Source organism: Bacteroides sp. (assembly GCF_028690125.1).
In the GTDB taxonomy this organism is placed as follows: domain Bacteria; phylum Bacteroidota; class Bacteroidia; order Bacteroidales; family Bacteroidaceae; genus Bacteroides.
In genome coordinates, this window is record NZ_JAQVBV010000060.1 from 1 (window position 1) to 17,287 (window position 17,287).

Sequence of the window (17,287 nt, forward strand, 5' to 3'; positions counted from 1 at the left end):
CACATAAAGACCTACTAAATTATCCGGGTCATAGCTCATCCCTAATACAACGGCCCCCAAAAAAAGCAGCACACCGTAGTTTGCGTACGGAAAAAGAGGCATCTTATACTGCAAGCGGTTAAATTGTTCTTCGCTTAAGCCTTTGCGCCATTTTAAGTGAATACACATAATAAGAGCCCAAGTCCAAATACATCCAGTGACCGTACACGCTGACATAAAATAGAACACCGTATCTGGATAGGAAAAGTTTAAATATACGCCAACCAGACAAGCTGCGCTGGAAAACAAAATTCCATTGGCAGGAACTTGATGTTTCGAAAGAGTTCCCAAAAACCGGGGAGCTTCTCCCCGCAGAGATAAACCGTAAAGCATCCGCCCGCACACATAGATACAGCTGTTCAGACAGGACGCCGCCGAGGAAAGAATGACAAAGTTCATAACTCCTGCCGCATAGGGAATTCCCATGCGTTCAAAGATAATCACAAACGGGCTTACCCCTTTAGGCAATGTGTCCCACGGACAAATGGAAAGGATAACCGTCATCGTACCAACATAGAAAATGAGGATACGCCAGAACACTTTATCAATGGCTGATTTCAAAGAATGCTTCGGATCTTCCGCTTCTCCCGCAGTAATACCAATCATTTCAACGCCGGCATAAGCAAATACTACCATAACCAAGGCCATGGCAACGCCTTTCAGGCCAAACGGCATAACTACACAGGGGCACTGAATACTACAATCCACTCTTTACTAGAACGACCTTGCAAGGCTTCACTAATATACTCTTCTCCATGCTTTGCCCGTTGAAAATATTCTCGATCTGAAACATCTTCGCCGGATACCGCCCTTCCAGTTGCATTAATGAACGTAATCCCAGTAATATGAGGATTGTTTTTAGCAAACAGTCCCGCTCGCTGAAAAAAAGAATTCATATCTCCGCGGCGTACAGACGGCAGTTGAGACAACGTCCGCACCCGGCTTGCATTATCTTCGAACCAATGCGTTATATAATTAGTTTCCAAAAGAACTGTTTGCTCAAAGCTCTTTAACGCAAACTCCCGGGCATTACTAATTTCATAGTAAGTAAAAACAGAAAACAGCAATGACCCTATTAACCCCATAGATACAATAAGTAACCGAAAATAACCAGAAATTGTCCTTAAGAAAGCTTTTTGCACTCGTTCTAAAAGAATCATAGCATTTCTCTCGCTTTCGATTCTGACATTTTCGCAATTTCACCTTTCTACTTTTTTACTACTAAACGCCCCTCATGAAAACAAGCTTTACTATTTTAGATTATTCTGTAAATAACAAAATATTCCTTTTCTTTAGCGCAGCTATTCTTCATCTTTCTTGAATACATACAACCAAAACTTTCTTTTTGTACAGTTTTTCATACATCCAAGCTATTTCTTCCATTTTATGGATTAAGACTATTTTTTACTTTTAATTATTTTTATTTGAATTTTTCGTTTTATTCCTTGAGGTTAAGCAATTCTAGTGTTAAAATGATAGTTGAGAATTGTTATTCTTACTAATTGAGAGGTGATGTCATGGATAAAACTCAAAATAACTTGAAACGTTTTTCCAATATCAGCTATAATCCCACCACCTACGTTCTCGTAATCACCTTTGAAGACGGGTCTAGCCATCGGCATCCTGGAATCTCACAGACCACGCATGATGCTTTAATTTCCGCACCTTCCCCTGAACAGTATTATCAAGAACAGCTCGAAAAAATTTACCCCTTTCAAAAAGTTGTTAAATAAATTAGTTTTATAATCTATTATATTGAACATTTCATGTTAAAATAATATTGCTAAACCATTTTCTTTTTATGCCGTTCGGTGTTAACGCACCGAACGGTCTTTTTTTATAAGTTAAAGCGCTAGAAAAAGGATATTGCTCCGCCTATCGCGCCGCTAAAATTGGATACATACCCTGTTGTCCGCCCCGCAAACTAGCAGTACAATGATCTCACAACAATAGCTCTTAAGGCTATAATCCTAATGCAAAGGAGCTAATCCAATGAGTCTCTCGTTTAGCGTCCAAGAAATGTATGCCATTGTAAGCGAATGCCGCTAAAAGAGGTGCCGCGAATTAAAGGGGGCCGCACTCCTGGTGCTGACTACCGTCTCTACTCTTATGCTAGTCCGTCGCCCATGAAATACAAATCAAAGTAACTCGGACAAACCGGACCACTTCTTGACAACTAGCATATTATAAACTTGAGGGGAGGTTTGCAGTGAAAAAAAGCTTTTTCTTTTAATGTCACTCCTTCTGCTGCTAGGGGTGATGGCCAGCTCCGTCGCCCTTGGATCTGACTACATTGGCAACAGCAACAGCGGGAAGTTCCACTATGCCAGCTGCCGTTGGGTCCAGAAAATGAGTGAGCATCACAAGGTGCACTTAGAAAGCCGAAACGAAGCGATTGATGCAGGGTATGTGCCGTGTAAAGTTTGCAGGCCGTAAAAACTAATAAGGGAGGCTTCCCATGCAAGGTTCATTTGAATTTCGCGGATCCGGATTAGGTTATTTCTGGCTTCTGCTATGGACAGGTTTTCTATCCGTCATCACACTGGGTCTATACTTCCCCTGGGCCTATTCCGCCCAGCAGCGTTGGATCACTGCCAACACCTACGTTAATGGCCGTCGCCTGGCTTTCAACGGCACTGGCATTGGCTTTTTCGGGCAGTGGCTGCTTATTATGATTCTTACCTTTATCACGCTGGGATTATATGCGCCATGGGGATATTGTCAGTTTAAGCGGTGGGAGACGAATAATACGGAGTTTGAGTGATAAAAACCGCCTTTTGGCGGTTTTTATCACTCAAAGCTATTTCTTTTATTGTAAGTTCTGGTAAAACATCAAGTACTTTTATAATTTCTTATTTTCCCTTCATTGCGATCAACAACGTGGATATCTGTTTTATGCTCTAATGCTCAATATCACGATATCCTTGCAGGCCATTCTAAGAAGATAGTCATTTAGCGCTAGCTCGTGTTTCTCAGCCACATTACCATCCCGGTTCGATTTATTTTTTCTTGAATCTTCATAACATTTTTGTAACTTAACATCATTAGTAACTGATTAAATCCATTTTTTGTAATAAAATATATTTAATGAAAGTTGTTTTTAATTGAACAAGCAAGTAGAATAAGGAGGTGTCTCTTGTGGAAAAAGCTATAGCAAAAATAACAGCAGATTATTTCAAAGCAGTGTCTCACCCTATTCGCGTCAAAATAATCAAGCTATTAGCAACAAATGAGCTCTGTGTGCAGGATATCGTGAATGACCTGGAAATTGAACAATCAAACCTATCTCAACATTTAAGCGTGTTAAAAAAGCAGGGCATTGTTAGTTCACGAAGCGCCGGAACACGGGTCATATATTGGTTAAATAGCCCATCTCCAAATAAAATTATCTCAGAAGTTGAAGAGGTTTTGAAATCTCAGATAAAGCAAAGCCAAGAATTATTAAGCCGTTTTGGTTAATTTGATATACTGTTTTTTATGTATTGCCCCCCTTGAGGCAAAAAAAAGCCTTCTAGAGAACAATCTCTAGAAGGCTTGATTTTTCTGGAATTTTAAATGGTGCGCCCGGCAGGAATCGAACCTGCGCTCCCGGCTCCGGAGGCCTAAGAAACGATCCTTAGACTACCTGAAGCCAAATTTACAGTGTTTGTCTATAGTTTTATTCAATTGTAATACCAATACTTATCGCGCGTATGCCTAGGACTTATACTCTTCGTCCTTATGGATTTATATTATCACAATGGTTTTTAGATTTCAAGAAAATGATAATTTTAATGAAAGAAAAACCACAGGCTCCTTATGTTAGACTAAAGAACCTGTGGAAGTCATTAGATTTCTACTGTTCTATTTTCTTGTGATGGTCTTTACTATCACCCTAGTAAATCTCTGCCACAATATCTGCAAACTTTTGCGTCCGGCTTTATCATCTCAGCACAAAAGGGACACTTCTTCAAACCATCTGCAATCAGTGCTTTTTCATTAGCCTTTATACAAAACGAATGTATTAACGCAACGATGAACAAAAGGAATCCATATATCCACCACACGCCAAAATTACGGCCTTTAGACTTAGCAATAAATGCAGGTATCAAACCTAACAACAACGCAGGAACAATCACAGTAATTATAATTTCTGGCGCAGAAACACTAACCATTCCTTCATCTCCTAAAGCATTATTTTTGATTGGTGATTACGCTTGAACAGAATCAATATCATTACCCTCTATTTGTATAGAAGTTCCGTCCATATAGTTAATTACTATTTTTTTTAGCTTTGCTTTAACAATCGAGTTATTATACCAAGCACAATCCCAATACTTACCTTCGCCATACCATTCCCCGGGAGCAATTGGCCCAGTAACTTTGCCAGTATATTCCGATTCGCGGCGAATTGTACAAGAAACAATATCTCCCACTGCATTATATGGAACTACCGTAAAGAAACAATATTTTATAACTTTATCAGAAGTATTTTTCCATACTACTCTAAAATTCACCCCACCAGCACTATTAGGGTTATCAGTAGACACCTTTGAAATCAAAATGCTCGAACGTATTTTTTCACGTTTCGCTTGCTGTTGTTGCTTCTTTTGTTCTGCTTGTTGCTGCTTTTGTTGGTTTATTGTTTCTTTAACAGATTCTTTCAACGCTTTTATTTCATCTGCAAACTCACCTGAGTAACTATTAGGAATTTTATTAAGGAAACTTTCAGCAGCCAAACCATCTGTTGTTCTTTTAATTTGTGCATTTGCATAATTGTATAGAACTTTACTGTTCTTATATTCCATATTAAGCAGTAGCCCAGATGCATCTGAATATTTTCCGACTTTAATTAAATCAATACCTTGTGTATATCTAGAATCATTTTGTTCTCTGGCAAGAACGCCAAAAAATATACATATTATTATTATCCCGACTATGACCGTTATAGTTCCTATTAAAAATGTCTTATTCCTTTTTTCGTCTTTCTTCTTCTCTATCACTTGCTCTTGCGGTTGATCTATTGATTCTTTTATCCCATCGTCTTCATCTATGTTTTCAATTAGTTTCTTTGCACAATCTTTACAGACTTTCTTGTTATCAATCATCACATATTTCTTTGCTGATTTTGTTCCACAAACTTCACAAGTTATATCTTCTTCATTAGTTATACTCATTCCAACCCCTCGCTTCATCAATTATTGCTTATATTTCACTTTGACACTCACTTTTCCATCTCCTGCCATTCCACAAAATATTTTCAGAAAAATAATCCATCAGACCAAGCAAAGGTAATACCGGCATCAATAGCACAGATGTTCCCTTGTTTGGAATTAGAAAACTCACCCACCCTATGCACAAAAAAAAAGAACAGGCATTAAACCTGTCCTTTGGCTTTCTCATAGTCTTTCACTCGCTTATACCAAGTGTTCTTCTTGAACCCTGCTTGTGTCATAGCCTGTACTGCTGTGATGCCTCCAGCCTTCCACTGTGTATATGCTTCCATGAACTTGTCATCAATCTCTATCTTTGGTCTGCCATATGGCCTATTTTCTTTAAGTGCTAAGTCAATACCTTCGCGCTGCCTCTGTTTGATTGTATCGCGTTCTAGTTGGCTAAGTGCTGCAAAGACTGATAACATGAACTTGCCTTGCGGTGTACTCGTGTCTATGCTCTCCTTTAAGCTGACCAATGAAACATTCTTAGCGTTTAGTTGTTCCACAATATTCAAGAAGTCTAGAGTATGCCTTGCAAGTCTACTGATAGACTCAATATAAACAATGTCTCCTTCTCTTGCAAACTCTAACATTGCTTGTAATTCTGGTCTATTCGTATCTTTGCCACTTATTTTCTCTTCGTATATCTTGCCAATCTCATAGGCTTTCAATGCTTCTAACTGCCTGCCTGTGTTCTGTTCCTTGGTTGATACTCTCACATAAGCAATGTTCATGATTTGCGCCCCCTATGCTATCTGTACTTCTTGTCTTAATTATAGCATTTCCGTCTTAAAATGTCCATTGTATTTAAGGGACGTCTCTTAATATCTTTATGGACTTTTTAAGACGTGAAAACAGGTCTGTTTTTGCAGTCTCTTAAAGTACACATTTAAAGACGCTTTCCAAACGACACATATAACAACATCAGATACCTTGGTTAACCCTAGGTATATCAATGGTTAACAATCATTAGAATATTAGCATTTCCTAATATATCTATTAACCCCCTAATGTTGCCCTTCGCCATCAATAACCGCAAGGAGTCCTTAGTTTTCCTTATGTTTAATCCATACTATTTTAGTCAACTTTACATGGTATAGGCCTTTATTCGAACTATTATCTCAAACCCGCCCAGACACCTCAGAAACACCGTAGCAGACCCTTGATTCTACTGTATTTTCAGCACTTCTTTTGCACAAACAGGTACTATCATATACCCTTGTAGCAAATGATTCCCAAAAAGCCTTAAATAACTATTGATTTTAGACATAAAAAAAAAGACCACCAAAGGCAGTCTCTTGTTATGCCATAGTGTTTTCCATTGTCCCAACTCACTCAAATCACTCGTTCATTTTGTTGTATTTCTTCAACGCTAAGTATTCTCCGCTTTGGGAGTAAAGTATCTTAGGAATAAATCTGTCACTTTCATCGTATTCTTTCAAGTTATCATGTGTTCGCAACCACTCAATTTTTGCCAAAGTTGCGCTAAATACTTCCATACTTTTCATGTTCTCCACTGTCAATTTCATCAATATCAACCTTCTCTTTCTCTCTAGTCTCTTATGTACCAAAAAGCCTGTAGCAGACCCGCAGAAACACTGGGGTTATAGGCCCTAAAATATGCTCTTAGGTATACTTGTATGTCTCTGTAGCAAATCCCTGTTTTTATTAAATAATAGCTTTAAATTTAACCAAGGAAGTCTTAGGCAATTCTCGCTTGTCTAGTTCAATCAATGACAATAGGCTTCTTGTGATTCCTAATTGTAAGGCTAATTGATCTTGAGTTAGCTTGTGGCTTAACCTGTACTTCTTCACTTGCTGACCTTGGGTTTCTTTGGGCTTCTGGTAGTCCTTGTGCAAAATTCCTTCAAAGCATGAGTGACATTGGAATTCTTCTTTCTCAGCATAAAGCTCTAAGACAGCCCCGCAGGTATCGCAAGTGAACTTGTTCTTGTGGCCTTCCTGAATGTTCTTAACTGTTTTCTCATAGTATTCTTCATTGATTTTTAGTTCACCATCAGTATAACTACAGATAGATTGTCCTGTGCATTTCGGGCAAACGCTATGCAATTTTTCATCTACCCATATATTCCCACATACTACACAAACGCATTTGTTCATAAAAAATTCCTCCTTAATATTCCTCAATTAGTTCAAATCATTAACATTGACATTGTAAAGACCAGCCATTTTTAGTTTTAGTTCTGATGTAAGTGTTCTGGATAGACTTTCAATCTGACTTAGATAACCTCGGCTAATTCCAAGTTGTTCGCTGGCTTGTTCTTGGCTTAGTCCTTCTTGCAGTCTTAGCAGTTTCAGCTTGGTGACTTTCATTAGTTCACCTCCTTTCTTTGGTGCATTTTGTTACTTATCTATAAAAAAAATGCCCAAGTCTTCCCAAAGGAAAACCTAAACATGAGCAAAAGAGAAAGCTGAAACAATGGAGAATATAAAAAAAGACCACCAAAGGCAGTCTCTTATTTTCAAATTAAAGTATCCCTCACCTAATATGTAGTTTTTTAACGAAAAGAGGAAGGTTTTGGAGTGTTATGTTGACTTGTTTGTTAACCAAGGAAGTTTTTGTTATAATCCAAGAACATTCATAACGAACATTAGCGTTCTCATGAATTTCCCATTGTGTGCTTTTGGAAGAATCTAGTAGTTCCTCATATATTCCTTCATATGAAAACTTAACTGTTTTAGATTATCTAATGATACTTAAGAAGACCTCTTGTTTACCCCTTCATATAATATGTACTTTTTACGAGAAAAAGGTGCAGTTTTGCCACATTATGTTGACAAGAAGTCAAAAGTGTGATATGGGCCATGCGAGACACAATATATTTTCAGAATCTTTAGAGTTGTTCTTGGGATTCTGCTTAAAGTTCCCCTCATAATATATCACCATTTTACGTCGAAAAGATGCAGTTTTGCCACATTATGTAAACCAGAGATATGGAATTACAGATATTTGTTATGATTTCCTATGATCCACTAATATGTTTTAGGGTTTTGGCTGTGGAATTTCCGACCACGAGATTTGATTCAACAATTCTTCTGACAGAACCAAATGCACTTTTGCGCCTGTTGAACGTCTGCCCAATTTTGGACACATCTTTAGATTCAGAGAGTGTGGAGGTGGCTGAAATTTCAGCAGACCCCTGATGTCATTTAATTTCAAAAAACATTGCGTTAAAATTAACGGCATGTCGCCCTAAGTTGAACATAGCCCGTGGGTGTCCACTTCTACCAGCTCCCTTTTCATCATCACCTAGCCTACCAAGAGCCTCCCTGCTATTTGCAACTTCTCATTTTCCCCAACCTGCTCCACAAGTGCAACCAATGCTTCTTTGTAGGTCTGAGGAAGTTTGAAGGTGTTCTTAAGTTGTTCCTCCATTTCATTGAACGCTTGGATGTACTTGAGTTTCCATTGGAGTGCCTTAGGGCCATTGAAGCCCATTGCCAACAATGTGAATCCATCGCGGTTCATGAGATATTCAGGATAAGACTTTCCGGTTCCAGCTTTGTAAGACGATTCAAAGAACATGGAGGTCAGGGCCGAATTTTCGGCTTTGATAATTTCACCAATAGAGTCTAGTACATGCTTGTGCATTTTCCCGAAGCTCTCAGCCACTTGTCTACTGGACACCACCGCTTGATTGTTAATAATTGTCACAAGTTGTTCATTTGTCATGCTGGAAAACGTGAACCACAAGAAATACAAAGGATTCCTAATGGGACTCGAAGGATTCAAATTGTTAGCCAAGCGTCCTAAGAACATTACGGAAATCGAATGGATTCATAATTGCGAGGTTGCTTTTGAAGAACTGGAAGAAGAATTAAAGGCAAAGTCTCATGTATCCAATGTACTTGCTGATGAACCTGTTGAATCAAATGAAACCAAAAATGAAATCGAAGGAGAGATTAAGGAAATGACAAATGAAATCAAGGTGTTTAATTTTAAGGAAAACGAAGTGCGGACTGTGGTGAAAAATGGAGAACCGTGGTTTGTGGTTAAGGATGTTTGTGATGTATTGGATATTACAAACAGCAGGGATGCTCTTGGTCGCGTTGACGATGATGAAAGGGGTGTAGTTTCAACCGACACCCTTGGTGGAGTTCAGAAGTTACAAGCAGTCAACGAATACGGACTTTACTCCCTTATCCTCGGTTCTCGCAAACCTGAAGCCAAAGAATTCAAACGCTGGATTACTCATGAGGTCATCCCTTCGATTCGCAAACATGGCGCATATATGACTCCAGCGACACTTGATGAATTTATCGCCAATCCAAACTTCGGAATTAAATTATTGACATCTCTCCAAGAAGAACGTGAAGCCAGAAAAGCACTAGAATTACAATCGGCACAACAGCAAAAGGTTATCTCCGAACTTGAACCAAAGGCTTCCCACTATGACCAATGGATCAATATTTTCTTTTGTTTATCATTAAATTCGTAGCAAATATAACCATAGGTACAAACACAAGCGGGCCTTGAGTTTAGTGTAAATTCATGCGTTATCTCATGTAAAAATGAAACTAGAATTGATTCTGGAAGCACATTAGGGTTAGTTTGAGATATGCCAGAAGTAGTCTGAAGTGTGTTAGGAGTTTTTTTGGTTATATCATTGTAATTACTAAGAATTGTAATCAGAAACAGAAAGTGCCTAAACACTCCCTAAAGGCATCATCAGTTTTCTTTGACATATCTGAAGCTGACCTAATACCTGCCTAAATACTGCCAATGCTCCTCTCTTTGGAACTAAGAAACTCACCTGCCCACCTGCGACCTACCTAAAGTTTCACCTGAGTTATTCTGATTGATCAACCATTTGACTATAGTTTTAATCATCATAGTTGTTAGACTCTATCTTTAGTTATCATATGAGTGTTTAAATTTTCATAGGTTAGTATTCTATGTGTATTAAGTCGTATATGTTGTTAAAGACTTCTTATCATCGCTATAGTCTTCTGAGTGTTATCTAAGGTTATCTTAAGTATTCTTAAGATTCATGTGTTATCTCAAATTATCATAGGGAGATTTTTCCTATGTCGTGTTGAATAGTCACATAATGGTTAAGAGGTCTTAAGAGTTAATCAATGTCTTTAGTTTTAATCATTATGACGATTATCGTTGTTCGGCGTAGCCGAAGTGCCGTGTTAGCGGCACACTCTGATGAACGTGTTTAGGAACGAATTAGTCGTGTTGTTGTTTAGTGTGTGTTAGGCTAATGTCCATCGCCAGATTTAAGACCTCATATGATTAGAGATTGCAAGAATTTTTAGTTCTTGTTTGGTATATGATATGGCAGTTTTAAGCACACGATGACTCTTGTCTAAGGTTCCTCTAAGCTTCTTCTTATATATACCTCTCCTTTACAGTAGGTAGCTCAAAACCCGCATAAACACTAGGCTTTTTTTCGAATCCTCCACGGTTTTTCAAAATCTTGTGGAGGATTTTATTTTGGCCCTAAAATGAACATATTTTGACCATGAAAACACCTATGATTTTTCGGTTCACAAGCCGCCTCAGAGTTCTCCATTTAGCCATTGTTTCAATAGATTTCTCATGCGCTCCGAAGGTACATATAGATGAATTGGTTCATTCTCACGAATTGCAGAACGCCAAATAAATTGCAACATCTCTTGTAATGCAAATAATTCTTGATTGTAGTCTTGACCAGCAAAGAAGTTCATGATCTGAGGATTCTGGAATCTATTGACCGCATAGACCACTTTTGTTCTCTCTTTATAATCATTTGTTGCTCTTTTACTGCAAGGAACAAAATTACACTTGTTTGATTCCTTATAGTTTCTGTTGAAGGTGAATAGTTTTCTCCCTTTCGCTATTTGTTCCGCATAGCTTACAAATGATGTCCAAATTACTTGCTCTGTTTTTGTCTCTTGCTTTGTTTTTGTCTTTAGGTGTGTTTTCAAGTAATTGTAAATGGATTTCCCTAAATATTCTAGTTCATCCTTTTTGGCTGTATTCTGATACCAATTCTTAGACAGCCAAGTTTTTCCAATGTCATTATACTTACCTTCATAAACATCGATTTTGTATTCACGTTTTTCTTTTGGCGTTTGGCTTTCTTGAAGCACATAGTTTTCTTTAGATTCTTCCATAACATGCCAATAGTCAAATTCAAGGCCAAAGTGTTTGCAATAATAGAACATGTTCTGACCTTCAAACAAATATGTGCATATGTAAGTTTTCTTTGCTGACTGAAATAATTCTGTAGGCAACAACTTATATACGGAATTGTTCCGACTAATGAGGGATTTATTTCTCAGGAATGGATAAATCTTCTTATATGCCAGCCCCTTATATTCTTCGCCTTTCCACTCAATAAACCCATTAGTATCTTCTTGAGTAAGTTCAGCTTTTTTCAGAATTTCTAAGTCTTCTTTCAGTATTGTGTTCTCTGAATCAATCTCAGGATTGTCACTCATGATTTCAATGACATCTGGGGATTCGTCAATGATTAGAATGTAATTCTTTAACAATTCAAACTGTGAAAACTTATTGAGTAGCGCATGAGTGCAGAAAATTACTTCTGTTTTATCTCTTAGTAATTTCACGAGATTATCAGATTTACTCTGACTTGTGTCTTTGACCTCTTTCCCATGAGGAACTTTTGAATTTATGGCCTTTATCTGGTCAAGATATGGAGTTGCCACAATATATCTCTTTGGTTCATATCCATCAGTAAAGCCGTTGCTCTCGTTTTCCTTATGACTATTGTTTAACTCTTGGATAATATAACTTGTCTTGCCGCTGCCCATAATGGAATCAATGACATGTATCATTTGACATCTCCACCCCTTCCATAATTATTTTACCATAAAATCAAAGGGACACCCGAAGGTATCCCTCTGAACCACCATTATCCTGCAATAACATGAGATTCTTCACCGTTCACAAAGCCAGCATAAAACATATCCCTAGACTCTATGTAACTCAAGTCTCCCTGTTCTTCCTCTAGTGCTGCCAGTAGATACCGTTGTTCTTCGCTTAGGCTGTTCTCCAGGGCCTTCCGTCTTTCCATGACCACCACTTGTTGAATCTGATACTCTTCTGATGCACCACGATTGATCTCCTCACAAAACCCCAGTTCAATTTTTTCGTTTGTCATGCTAATGTCCCCCTTTTATTTTTATTGGGCGGGGTCATGAGTCAATCCACAGTCCCGCCCGTGAAACCATTAGAAATACTTACGCAACCACAGGACAAGAAACACTTGCAACAACACAAATAATACTGCTGACCTAATGACTGCATGAGTTGTAGTTCTGCCGATCATCTTTTGCCACATTGCGAATACCAAACAGAAGATTGCAGCTTCCATTAGTTCACCTTTGCCTTTCTCTGGAACAATTGAATCATGGTGTTCACAGAAGAATGTTCTGTTCCAGCGAGCCACAAGAGAAACTTTTGTTCACGTTCATTCACTGGTTTAATGACAGCCTCCAGACGATTATAGTTTTCCTTTTGGTAGTCTCTGGCATCATTCCACAAGCGTTCAAATGTGTCCATAGTGTTCTGTTGCCTCCTTTGTGAGTAAACCCATGTACCGCCATAATTCATTTGTTACAGGGCATTTGTGGGCTAATAGAGCCAATCTTTGTTGTCTAGTGGGTTAAACTTCGCCATTTGAGTTTTGAGTTCGTTTTGGTTTAATGCAATGTAGCCTCTTGTTGTCTCAATATTCGAATGTCCAAGTATTGTTTGGAGGCTAAAAACATCGCCGCCATTCAACAGATAGTTCTTGGCAAACGTATGCCTCCATGTGTGCGCTGAAATCTTTTCCCCTGTCATTCCTAGTTCTTTCTTGACCTTCTGAAACAAAATCCCTAAACCGCTTGAAGTTATTTGTTCTTTGGTCTTGCTAGGGAATAACCAAAGGCACTTGTCATCATCTACATATTCTTCACGCATCTTTAGATATTGAATTAAGGAGCGTCTTAATGTTTTTCCAATTGGTATATAGCGTTCCTTTTGTCCTTTTCCGTTTCTGATTCTGATTAAATCGTTAATGATGTTCAAGTCTGCCAGTGTTAAATTTGCAAGTTCCATTTTGCGAATTCCTGTACTAAAGAACATGCACATAATCACATAATTTCGCATCCCGAAAAACTCCAGCTTATTAAAGGCATTGAGTAGTTTATTGATTTCTTCAATCGTGAAAGTCCGCATAGCTTTCTTTTCAATTTTAGGAGGCTTAATGTTCTTCATAGGATTATTGGGAATATAGTCATCACGATAAAGAAACAGAAAAAATGTCCTCAACACTCTGAAATAGCGATGAACAGTAATTCCTTTGAGTCCTTTGGCCTTGAAGGTTCCTAAAAACTCACGAATCAAATCACTTTTCACTTCAGCAATGTCATAGATATTTCGCTCCACAATATAAACCAAAAATTTCTTCAACACTTCATCATAAGTTTCTATGGTTCTCCCTGTGACATTCTCAGCTTTCTTTGCTGTGAAAAAAATTCTCTTGGCTTGTCCAATTTCCACAAAAAATCACCTCCTGACCTATTTTTCTCAAAGACAGGAGTATAAGACTTTTGAAAATCAACTACAAATAATAGTAATTGATAAACAATGACGAACGCGCAATCACCAAGGACTATACTCTAGGTAACAAAAAAAAGACCAATATCCATAGAATTAACTATAGACATTGGTCTTCTACAAACGCTTAAAACCCCTTGATTTCATTAGCGAAATCTCTAGAAGGCTTGATTTTTCTGGAATTTTAAATGGTGCGCCCGGCAGGAATCGAACCTGCGCTCCCGGCTCCGGAGGCCGATGCTCTATCCCCTGAGCTACGGGCGCGTATGCTTGAGTCACGAGAGGAATTATATCATACTCTGGTTATAATGTCCATCCTTTTCACTATTCATTCGCATCTAGCCGCAGACCGCGCGTTTCTTCTCCCCAAAGCCAAATCACTGCCGCCGTGACAAGCATGACCAACGTAAACATGCCAAATACCTGCGCGATAGAGCCGCCTAACGATAAGCTCCAGCCTACTACAGACGGCGCTAAGATGCCTCCAACGCGGCCTACGGCAGCAGCCCAGCCGGAACCAAAAGCGCGCATCCGCGTCGGATACAGCTCCGGCGTATACGTATAGACCACGCCCCAGGCTCCGAGGTTGAAGAAGGACATGAAACTCCCCCAGAAGAGCAGTTCGCTGCTGGAGCCGCCTTGTCCAAAAAAGTAAGCACATACCGCGCTCAAGGATAAGAAGGAAGCCAAGGTGCCCTTTCTACCCAACCGATCCACCAAGAAGGCGGCACAGAAGTAACCTGGCAGCTGCGCCAAGGTCATCAGCAGCACATATTCAAAGGTCTTCACCACCGTATGCCCCTGGCCTACCATTAGCGAAGGCAGCCAGGTAAAAATACCATAATACGAATACACGATGCCAAACCAGATCACCCAAAGCACAAGAGTCCGCTTCATAAATTGAGGCGTCCATAGCTCCCGAAAAGCAATACGAGTCATTGTTGCAGACTGTTGGGGCGCTATCGCTTCTTCGCAAACCGCTAGGCCGCTGCGCCGCTCCATATCGCTTACAATCGCGTGGGCTTCCGCCAAGCGTCCCTGTGCCGTCAAATAACGTACTGATTCCGGCACCCAGCGCCAGATCCAAAAAACGTACAGAGCCGGAACCGCTCCCAGCAAAAAGGCCACATGCCAGCCATAATAAGGGATTACCAAGTATGCTACCAAGGCGGCAATCAGCCAGCCGCAGCCCCAAAAGCTTTCCAGAAGAACAATCATCTTGCCACGGTCTTTAGGAGGCGAAAATTCACTAACCAGCGTTACCGCCACAGGCAGCTGCCCGCCCAACCCAAAGCCCACTAAAAAACGAAATACCAATAAAGATTCGTAATTCCAGGCAATACCGCACAAGCCGGTGGCGACACTATACAAAACAAGTGTTGCCGCGAAAAGCTTACGCCGCCCAAAACGATCCGCTGCTCCACCGGCTAAAACAGCTCCCAGCGCCATACCAACTAAGCCCATGCTGCCGATATATCCCATTTGCGCCGTTGACAGCCCCCACGCTTTGGCTAGGGCCGGCAGCACAAACGCAATCAACCCTGTATCCATAGCGTCAAACATCCAGCCCAAGCCAGTTAAAGCCAGCAAGCGATAATGAAACGCCCCTGTAGGTATGCGCTCCATGCGACTAATTACATCCATTTCTCCAACCACCTTCTTAGATATGTTCATTCATTTCATAGCATGTACCCTTACGCTTACACTATTTCCCTCTAAGTCTTTACAGCTGTCTTGTCATTAATTGCTATTATAAAAGCTTGCTTTCCTAAAAGCAAGCTTTCTCTGTACTTTTAGCGCACCAAAATCCCCATTTGGGCTAATTCGGCTTCTATTTCGTGCAAGGTTTCCTTGTCAGGCACTTCTATCGTGTGCAAATGCACGCCGCCAGTCAGTAACGATAATGGCTCCGCTTGCGCTTCGCCCAAGTTGTGCAAAAAACGTTCCACATCACGTCGTGAAGAAAGGCGCAAAGCCCCTTTTAGTTCTCCATATAGAGGATGTTCCACCGCCACATCCAGTACGCAGCCGCCTCGGTCCACCACAGCAAAAAGTTCAGCTGCCAATTGCGCATTGTCGTGCCGACAAACCAGTGTAGCTTTAATGGTTTGCTTTACATTTTCCTTAGGTATCCAATATCCTTGCGGTGTCGCTACGATTCGACCGCCTGCAGCGCGCAAGATGGCAATATCACCGACAATTACCTGCCGGCTTACGCCGAATTCCTGCGCCAACGCCGTACCTGTTACCGCTTCCGGGGACGCTTGCAATCGTTCCTGCAAGGCTGCCCTACGCTCTTTCGTTTCCATAGGTCCTCCTATTTTTCGCTGCTTTGCGCGAAATGCTGCAGCTCTCCTAAATACTCTGTCGGCCCTAGGACCAGCAGAACATCGCCCACTTGAATGCGCTCCTGCGCATGAGGATTGCTCATAAGCTCTTCCCCCCTGCGCAAGGCGATAACAATCGAATGAAAACGTTCTTTAATCTGGCTTTCTGCAAAGCGCTTGCCCACAAAAGAAGAGGTTTCATTTATCGTTACTTCGGAAAAGTCCATAGGCAGCTCTTCGTTATGTAAGACATTTTCAACAAAATCAACAAACACCGGTCGCGTCATAGAAGCCACCATCTGGCGCGCGCCCATCACCGACGGCACAATAACCTGGTTCGCCCCGGCGATGCGCAGTTTATTCTCCGCCTCCAGCCGCTCGGCTCTCGCTACAATATGGGCGGTAGGGTTTAAGCTTCTCGCAGTTAACGTCACATAAACATTATCAGCATCATCCGACAAGGCGGCAATGACTCCTTTGGCCTCAGCCACGCCCGCCTGCAGCAACACACTGTCTAAGGTTGCGTCGCCATGCCCCGCCTCCCCAGCAAATCACGTATTTGGCCTTCTAATAGTAAAGATACAACCATAATCAATGTATAGTAGGTTACGGAAAAACCGGCAACGATAAAGAAGATAACAAAAATACGTCCTTCCGGGGTAACCGGCGTGATATCGCCATATCCCACTGTCGCCAGCGTCACAATGGTCACATAAAGGGCATCCAAAAAAGAGAGCTCTTCAAAGATCATAAAGCCCCAAATGCCAATAATCAAGATGATAAAAAAAGCGCCGATGGACTTTTTTAAGCGTTGCACCATATAACTTCCACCTCGTTTTTCTACATTCGGTATTATTTCGTCTTATTCCGTCCATTTCCTGCCAATTTATTCATCTTCACTGATTATGAGAAAAGTTTTAGTTATACAAAAAAGCCACCGCATTGCGATGGCTTTTCTTTACAAATGGTGACCCGTAAGGGAATCGAACCCTTGTTCCCGCCGTGAAAGGGCGGTGTCTTAACCGCTTGACCAACGGGCCAAAATGGCTCCTCGAGTAGGACTCGAACCTACAACCCCGCGGTTAACAGCCGCGTGCTCTACCGATTGAGCTATCGAGGAATAGTGCCGAATCATCGGCGACGTTTGT

General features: G+C 40.5%; 21 protein-coding genes and 3 tRNA genes. 4 read left to right on the forward strand and 20 right to left on the reverse strand.

What is annotated here, in order from left to right; genetic code table 11:
• Together PHO71_RS23105 and PHO71_RS23110 are read right to left on the reverse strand one after the other, a co-directional pair.
• A partial coding sequence (locus tag PHO71_RS23105; RefSeq protein ID WP_300208128.1) for an amino acid permease occupies window positions 1–714 on the reverse strand: 714 nt, incomplete at its 3' end.
• Window positions 715–716: 2 nt separating this feature from the next.
• Entirely contained in the window at window positions 717–1,199 is a 483-nt protein-coding gene (locus PHO71_RS23110) for a hypothetical protein (protein ID WP_300208131.1), read from the reverse strand.
• Between the two features lie 357 nt (window positions 1,200–1,556).
• Here PHO71_RS23110 and PHO71_RS23115 point away from each other — a divergent pair, with 357 nt between their 5' ends.
• The 3 genes from PHO71_RS23115 (at window position 1,557) to PHO71_RS23125 (ending at window position 3,498) form a co-directional block, all read left to right on the forward strand.
• The gene (locus tag PHO71_RS23115; protein ID WP_300208134.1) at window positions 1,557–1,772 is read left to right on the forward strand and encodes a KTSC domain-containing protein; all 216 of its coding nucleotides are present in this window, start codon (window positions 1,557–1,559) and stop codon (window positions 1,770–1,772) included.
• Window positions 1,773–2,497: 725 nt separating this feature from the next.
• Window positions 2,498–2,803, forward strand: a complete 306-nt coding sequence (locus tag PHO71_RS23120; protein WP_300208137.1) for a DUF898 family protein — start codon at window positions 2,498–2,500, stop codon at window positions 2,801–2,803.
• 374 nt (window positions 2,804–3,177) lie between these two features.
• Window positions 3,178–3,498 (forward strand): helix-turn-helix transcriptional regulator, encoded by a 321-nt coding sequence (locus PHO71_RS23125; RefSeq protein ID WP_300208139.1) that lies wholly within the window; start codon window positions 3,178–3,180, stop codon window positions 3,496–3,498.
• A gap of 410 nt (window positions 3,499–3,908) precedes the next feature.
• Here the strand turns inward: PHO71_RS23125 and PHO71_RS23130 are convergent, their stop codons facing one another.
• From PHO71_RS23130 to PHO71_RS23160, 7 genes are all read right to left on the reverse strand, one after another.
• Entirely contained in the window at window positions 3,909–4,193 is a 285-nt protein-coding gene (locus tag PHO71_RS23130) for a hypothetical protein (RefSeq protein WP_300208141.1), read from the reverse strand.
• A gap of 36 nt (window positions 4,194–4,229) precedes the next feature.
• The gene (locus PHO71_RS23135) at window positions 4,230–5,195 is read right to left on the reverse strand and encodes a hypothetical protein (protein ID WP_300208142.1); all 966 of its coding nucleotides are present in this window, start codon (window positions 5,193–5,195) and stop codon (window positions 4,230–4,232) included.
• A gap of 200 nt (window positions 5,196–5,395) precedes the next feature.
• Complete coding sequence (locus tag PHO71_RS23140; RefSeq protein WP_300208144.1) at window positions 5,396–5,968, reverse strand: recombinase family protein; 573 nt, start codon at window positions 5,966–5,968, stop codon at window positions 5,396–5,398.
• 606 nt (window positions 5,969–6,574) lie between these two features.
• A complete protein-coding gene (locus tag PHO71_RS23145; protein WP_300208147.1) occupies window positions 6,575–6,733 on the reverse strand; it encodes a hypothetical protein in 159 nt (52 codons plus the stop codon).
• 169 nt (window positions 6,734–6,902) lie between these two features.
• Window positions 6,903–7,355: a helix-turn-helix transcriptional regulator gene (locus PHO71_RS23150; protein WP_300208150.1), complete on the reverse strand. Its 453-nt coding sequence runs from the start codon at window positions 7,353–7,355 to the stop codon at window positions 6,903–6,905.
• A gap of 27 nt (window positions 7,356–7,382) precedes the next feature.
• Window positions 7,383–7,568, reverse strand: coding sequence for a helix-turn-helix transcriptional regulator (locus PHO71_RS23155; RefSeq protein WP_300208154.1), 186 nt, complete (start codon window positions 7,566–7,568; stop codon window positions 7,383–7,385).
• Window positions 7,569–8,505: 937 nt separating this feature from the next.
• Window positions 8,506–9,015: a Rha family transcriptional regulator gene (locus tag PHO71_RS23160; protein WP_367279932.1), complete on the reverse strand. Its 510-nt coding sequence runs from the start codon at window positions 9,013–9,015 to the stop codon at window positions 8,506–8,508.
• Here PHO71_RS23160 and PHO71_RS23165 point away from each other — a divergent pair.
• Window positions 8,939–9,694: a Bro-N domain-containing protein gene (locus PHO71_RS23165; RefSeq protein WP_300208160.1), complete on the forward strand. Its 756-nt coding sequence runs from the start codon at window positions 8,939–8,941 to the stop codon at window positions 9,692–9,694. The genes PHO71_RS23160 and PHO71_RS23165 overlap by 77 nt on opposite strands.
• Before the next feature lie 1,069 nt (window positions 9,695–10,763).
• On the opposite strand, the gene PHO71_RS23170 is transcribed toward PHO71_RS23165, so the two are convergent.
• The 11 genes from PHO71_RS23170 to PHO71_RS23220 all read right to left on the reverse strand — a co-directional run bounded on the left by PHO71_RS23170 (window position 10,764) and on the right by PHO71_RS23220 (window position 17,259).
• Window positions 10,764–12,044, reverse strand: coding sequence for a hypothetical protein (locus PHO71_RS23170; RefSeq protein WP_300208162.1), 1,281 nt, complete (start codon window positions 12,042–12,044; stop codon window positions 10,764–10,766).
• A gap of 77 nt (window positions 12,045–12,121) precedes the next feature.
• Entirely contained in the window at window positions 12,122–12,370 is a 249-nt protein-coding gene (locus PHO71_RS23175) for a DUF6809 family protein (RefSeq protein WP_300208165.1), read from the reverse strand.
• A 212-nt stretch (window positions 12,371–12,582) separates the two neighbouring features.
• Window positions 12,583–12,771, reverse strand: a complete 189-nt coding sequence (locus tag PHO71_RS23180; RefSeq protein ID WP_300208167.1) for a hypothetical protein — start codon at window positions 12,769–12,771, stop codon at window positions 12,583–12,585.
• A gap of 72 nt (window positions 12,772–12,843) precedes the next feature.
• Window positions 12,844–13,755 carry a tyrosine-type recombinase/integrase gene (locus PHO71_RS23185; protein WP_300208169.1) on the reverse strand — a complete coding sequence of 304 codons (912 nt, stop codon included), beginning with the start codon at window positions 13,753–13,755 and terminating at the stop codon, window positions 12,844–12,846.
• 246 nt (window positions 13,756–14,001) lie between these two features.
• Window positions 14,002–14,076 (reverse strand) — tRNA-Arg (locus PHO71_RS23190).
• 60 nt (window positions 14,077–14,136) lie between these two features.
• Window positions 14,137–15,456: an MFS transporter gene (locus tag PHO71_RS23195; RefSeq protein WP_300208171.1), complete on the reverse strand. Its 1,320-nt coding sequence runs from the start codon at window positions 15,454–15,456 to the stop codon at window positions 14,137–14,139.
• A 149-nt stretch (window positions 15,457–15,605) separates the two neighbouring features.
• Window positions 15,606–16,121, reverse strand: a complete 516-nt coding sequence (locus PHO71_RS23200; RefSeq protein WP_300208173.1) for a transcription repressor NadR — start codon at window positions 16,119–16,121, stop codon at window positions 15,606–15,608.
• A gap of 8 nt (window positions 16,122–16,129) precedes the next feature.
• A complete protein-coding gene (locus tag PHO71_RS23205) occupies window positions 16,130–16,648 on the reverse strand; it encodes a TrkA family potassium uptake protein (protein ID WP_300208176.1) in 519 nt (172 codons plus the stop codon).
• Window positions 16,649–16,653: 5 nt separating this feature from the next.
• Window positions 16,654–16,959, reverse strand: coding sequence for an ion channel (locus PHO71_RS23210; RefSeq protein WP_300208178.1), 306 nt, complete (start codon window positions 16,957–16,959; stop codon window positions 16,654–16,656).
• Between the two features lie 145 nt (window positions 16,960–17,104).
• Window positions 17,105–17,179 (reverse strand) — tRNA-Glu (locus PHO71_RS23215).
• A gap of 4 nt (window positions 17,180–17,183) precedes the next feature.
• Window positions 17,184–17,259: transfer RNA gene (locus PHO71_RS23220), tRNA-Asn, on the reverse strand.
• Window positions 17,260–17,287 lie beyond the last annotated feature (28 nt).

What these genes read in the sequence shown, in the direction of transcription:
- PHO71_RS23110 (WP_300208131.1), bottom strand. Translation starts at nt 1,199, where the DNA reads ATGATTCTTTTAGAACGAGTGCAAAAAGCTTTCTTAAGGACAATTTCT.
- PHO71_RS23115 (WP_300208134.1), top strand. Translation starts at nt 1,557, where the DNA reads ATGGATAAAACTCAAAATAACTTGAAACGTTTTTCCAATATCAGCTAT.
- PHO71_RS23120 (WP_300208137.1), top strand. Translation starts at nt 2,498, where the DNA reads ATGCAAGGTTCATTTGAATTTCGCGGATCCGGATTAGGTTATTTCTGG.
- PHO71_RS23130 (WP_300208141.1), bottom strand. Translation starts at nt 4,193, where the DNA reads ATGGTTAGTGTTTCTGCGCCAGAAATTATAATTACTGTGATTGTTCCT.
- PHO71_RS23135 (WP_300208142.1), bottom strand. Translation starts at nt 5,195, where the DNA reads ATGAGTATAACTAATGAAGAAGATATAACTTGTGAAGTTTGTGGAACA.
- PHO71_RS23140 (WP_300208144.1), bottom strand. Translation starts at nt 5,968, where the DNA reads ATGAACATTGCTTATGTGAGAGTATCAACCAAGGAACAGAACACAGGC.
- PHO71_RS23145 (WP_300208147.1), bottom strand. Translation starts at nt 6,733, where the DNA reads ATGGAAGTATTTAGCGCAACTTTGGCAAAAATTGAGTGGTTGCGAACA.
- PHO71_RS23150 (WP_300208150.1), bottom strand. Translation starts at nt 7,355, where the DNA reads ATGAACAAATGCGTTTGTGTAGTATGTGGGAATATATGGGTAGATGAA.
- PHO71_RS23155 (WP_300208154.1), bottom strand. Translation starts at nt 7,568, where the DNA reads ATGAAAGTCACCAAGCTGAAACTGCTAAGACTGCAAGAAGGACTAAGC.
- PHO71_RS23160 (WP_367279932.1), bottom strand. Translation starts at nt 9,015, where the DNA reads ATGTTCTTAGGACGCTTGGCTAACAATTTGAATCCTTCGAGTCCCATT.
- PHO71_RS23170 (WP_300208162.1), bottom strand. Translation starts at nt 12,044, where the DNA reads ATGATACATGTCATTGATTCCATTATGGGCAGCGGCAAGACAAGTTAT.
- PHO71_RS23175 (WP_300208165.1), bottom strand. Translation starts at nt 12,370, where the DNA reads ATGACAAACGAAAAAATTGAACTGGGGTTTTGTGAGGAGATCAATCGT.
- PHO71_RS23180 (WP_300208167.1), bottom strand. Translation starts at nt 12,771, where the DNA reads ATGGACACATTTGAACGCTTGTGGAATGATGCCAGAGACTACCAAAAG.
- PHO71_RS23195 (WP_300208171.1), bottom strand. Translation starts at nt 15,456, where the DNA reads ATGGATGTAATTAGTCGCATGGAGCGCATACCTACAGGGGCGTTTCAT.
- PHO71_RS23200 (WP_300208173.1), bottom strand. Translation starts at nt 16,121, where the DNA reads ATGGAAACGAAAGAGCGTAGGGCAGCCTTGCAGGAACGATTGCAAGCG.
- PHO71_RS23210 (WP_300208178.1), bottom strand. Translation starts at nt 16,959, where the DNA reads ATGGTGCAACGCTTAAAAAAGTCCATCGGCGCTTTTTTTATCATCTTG.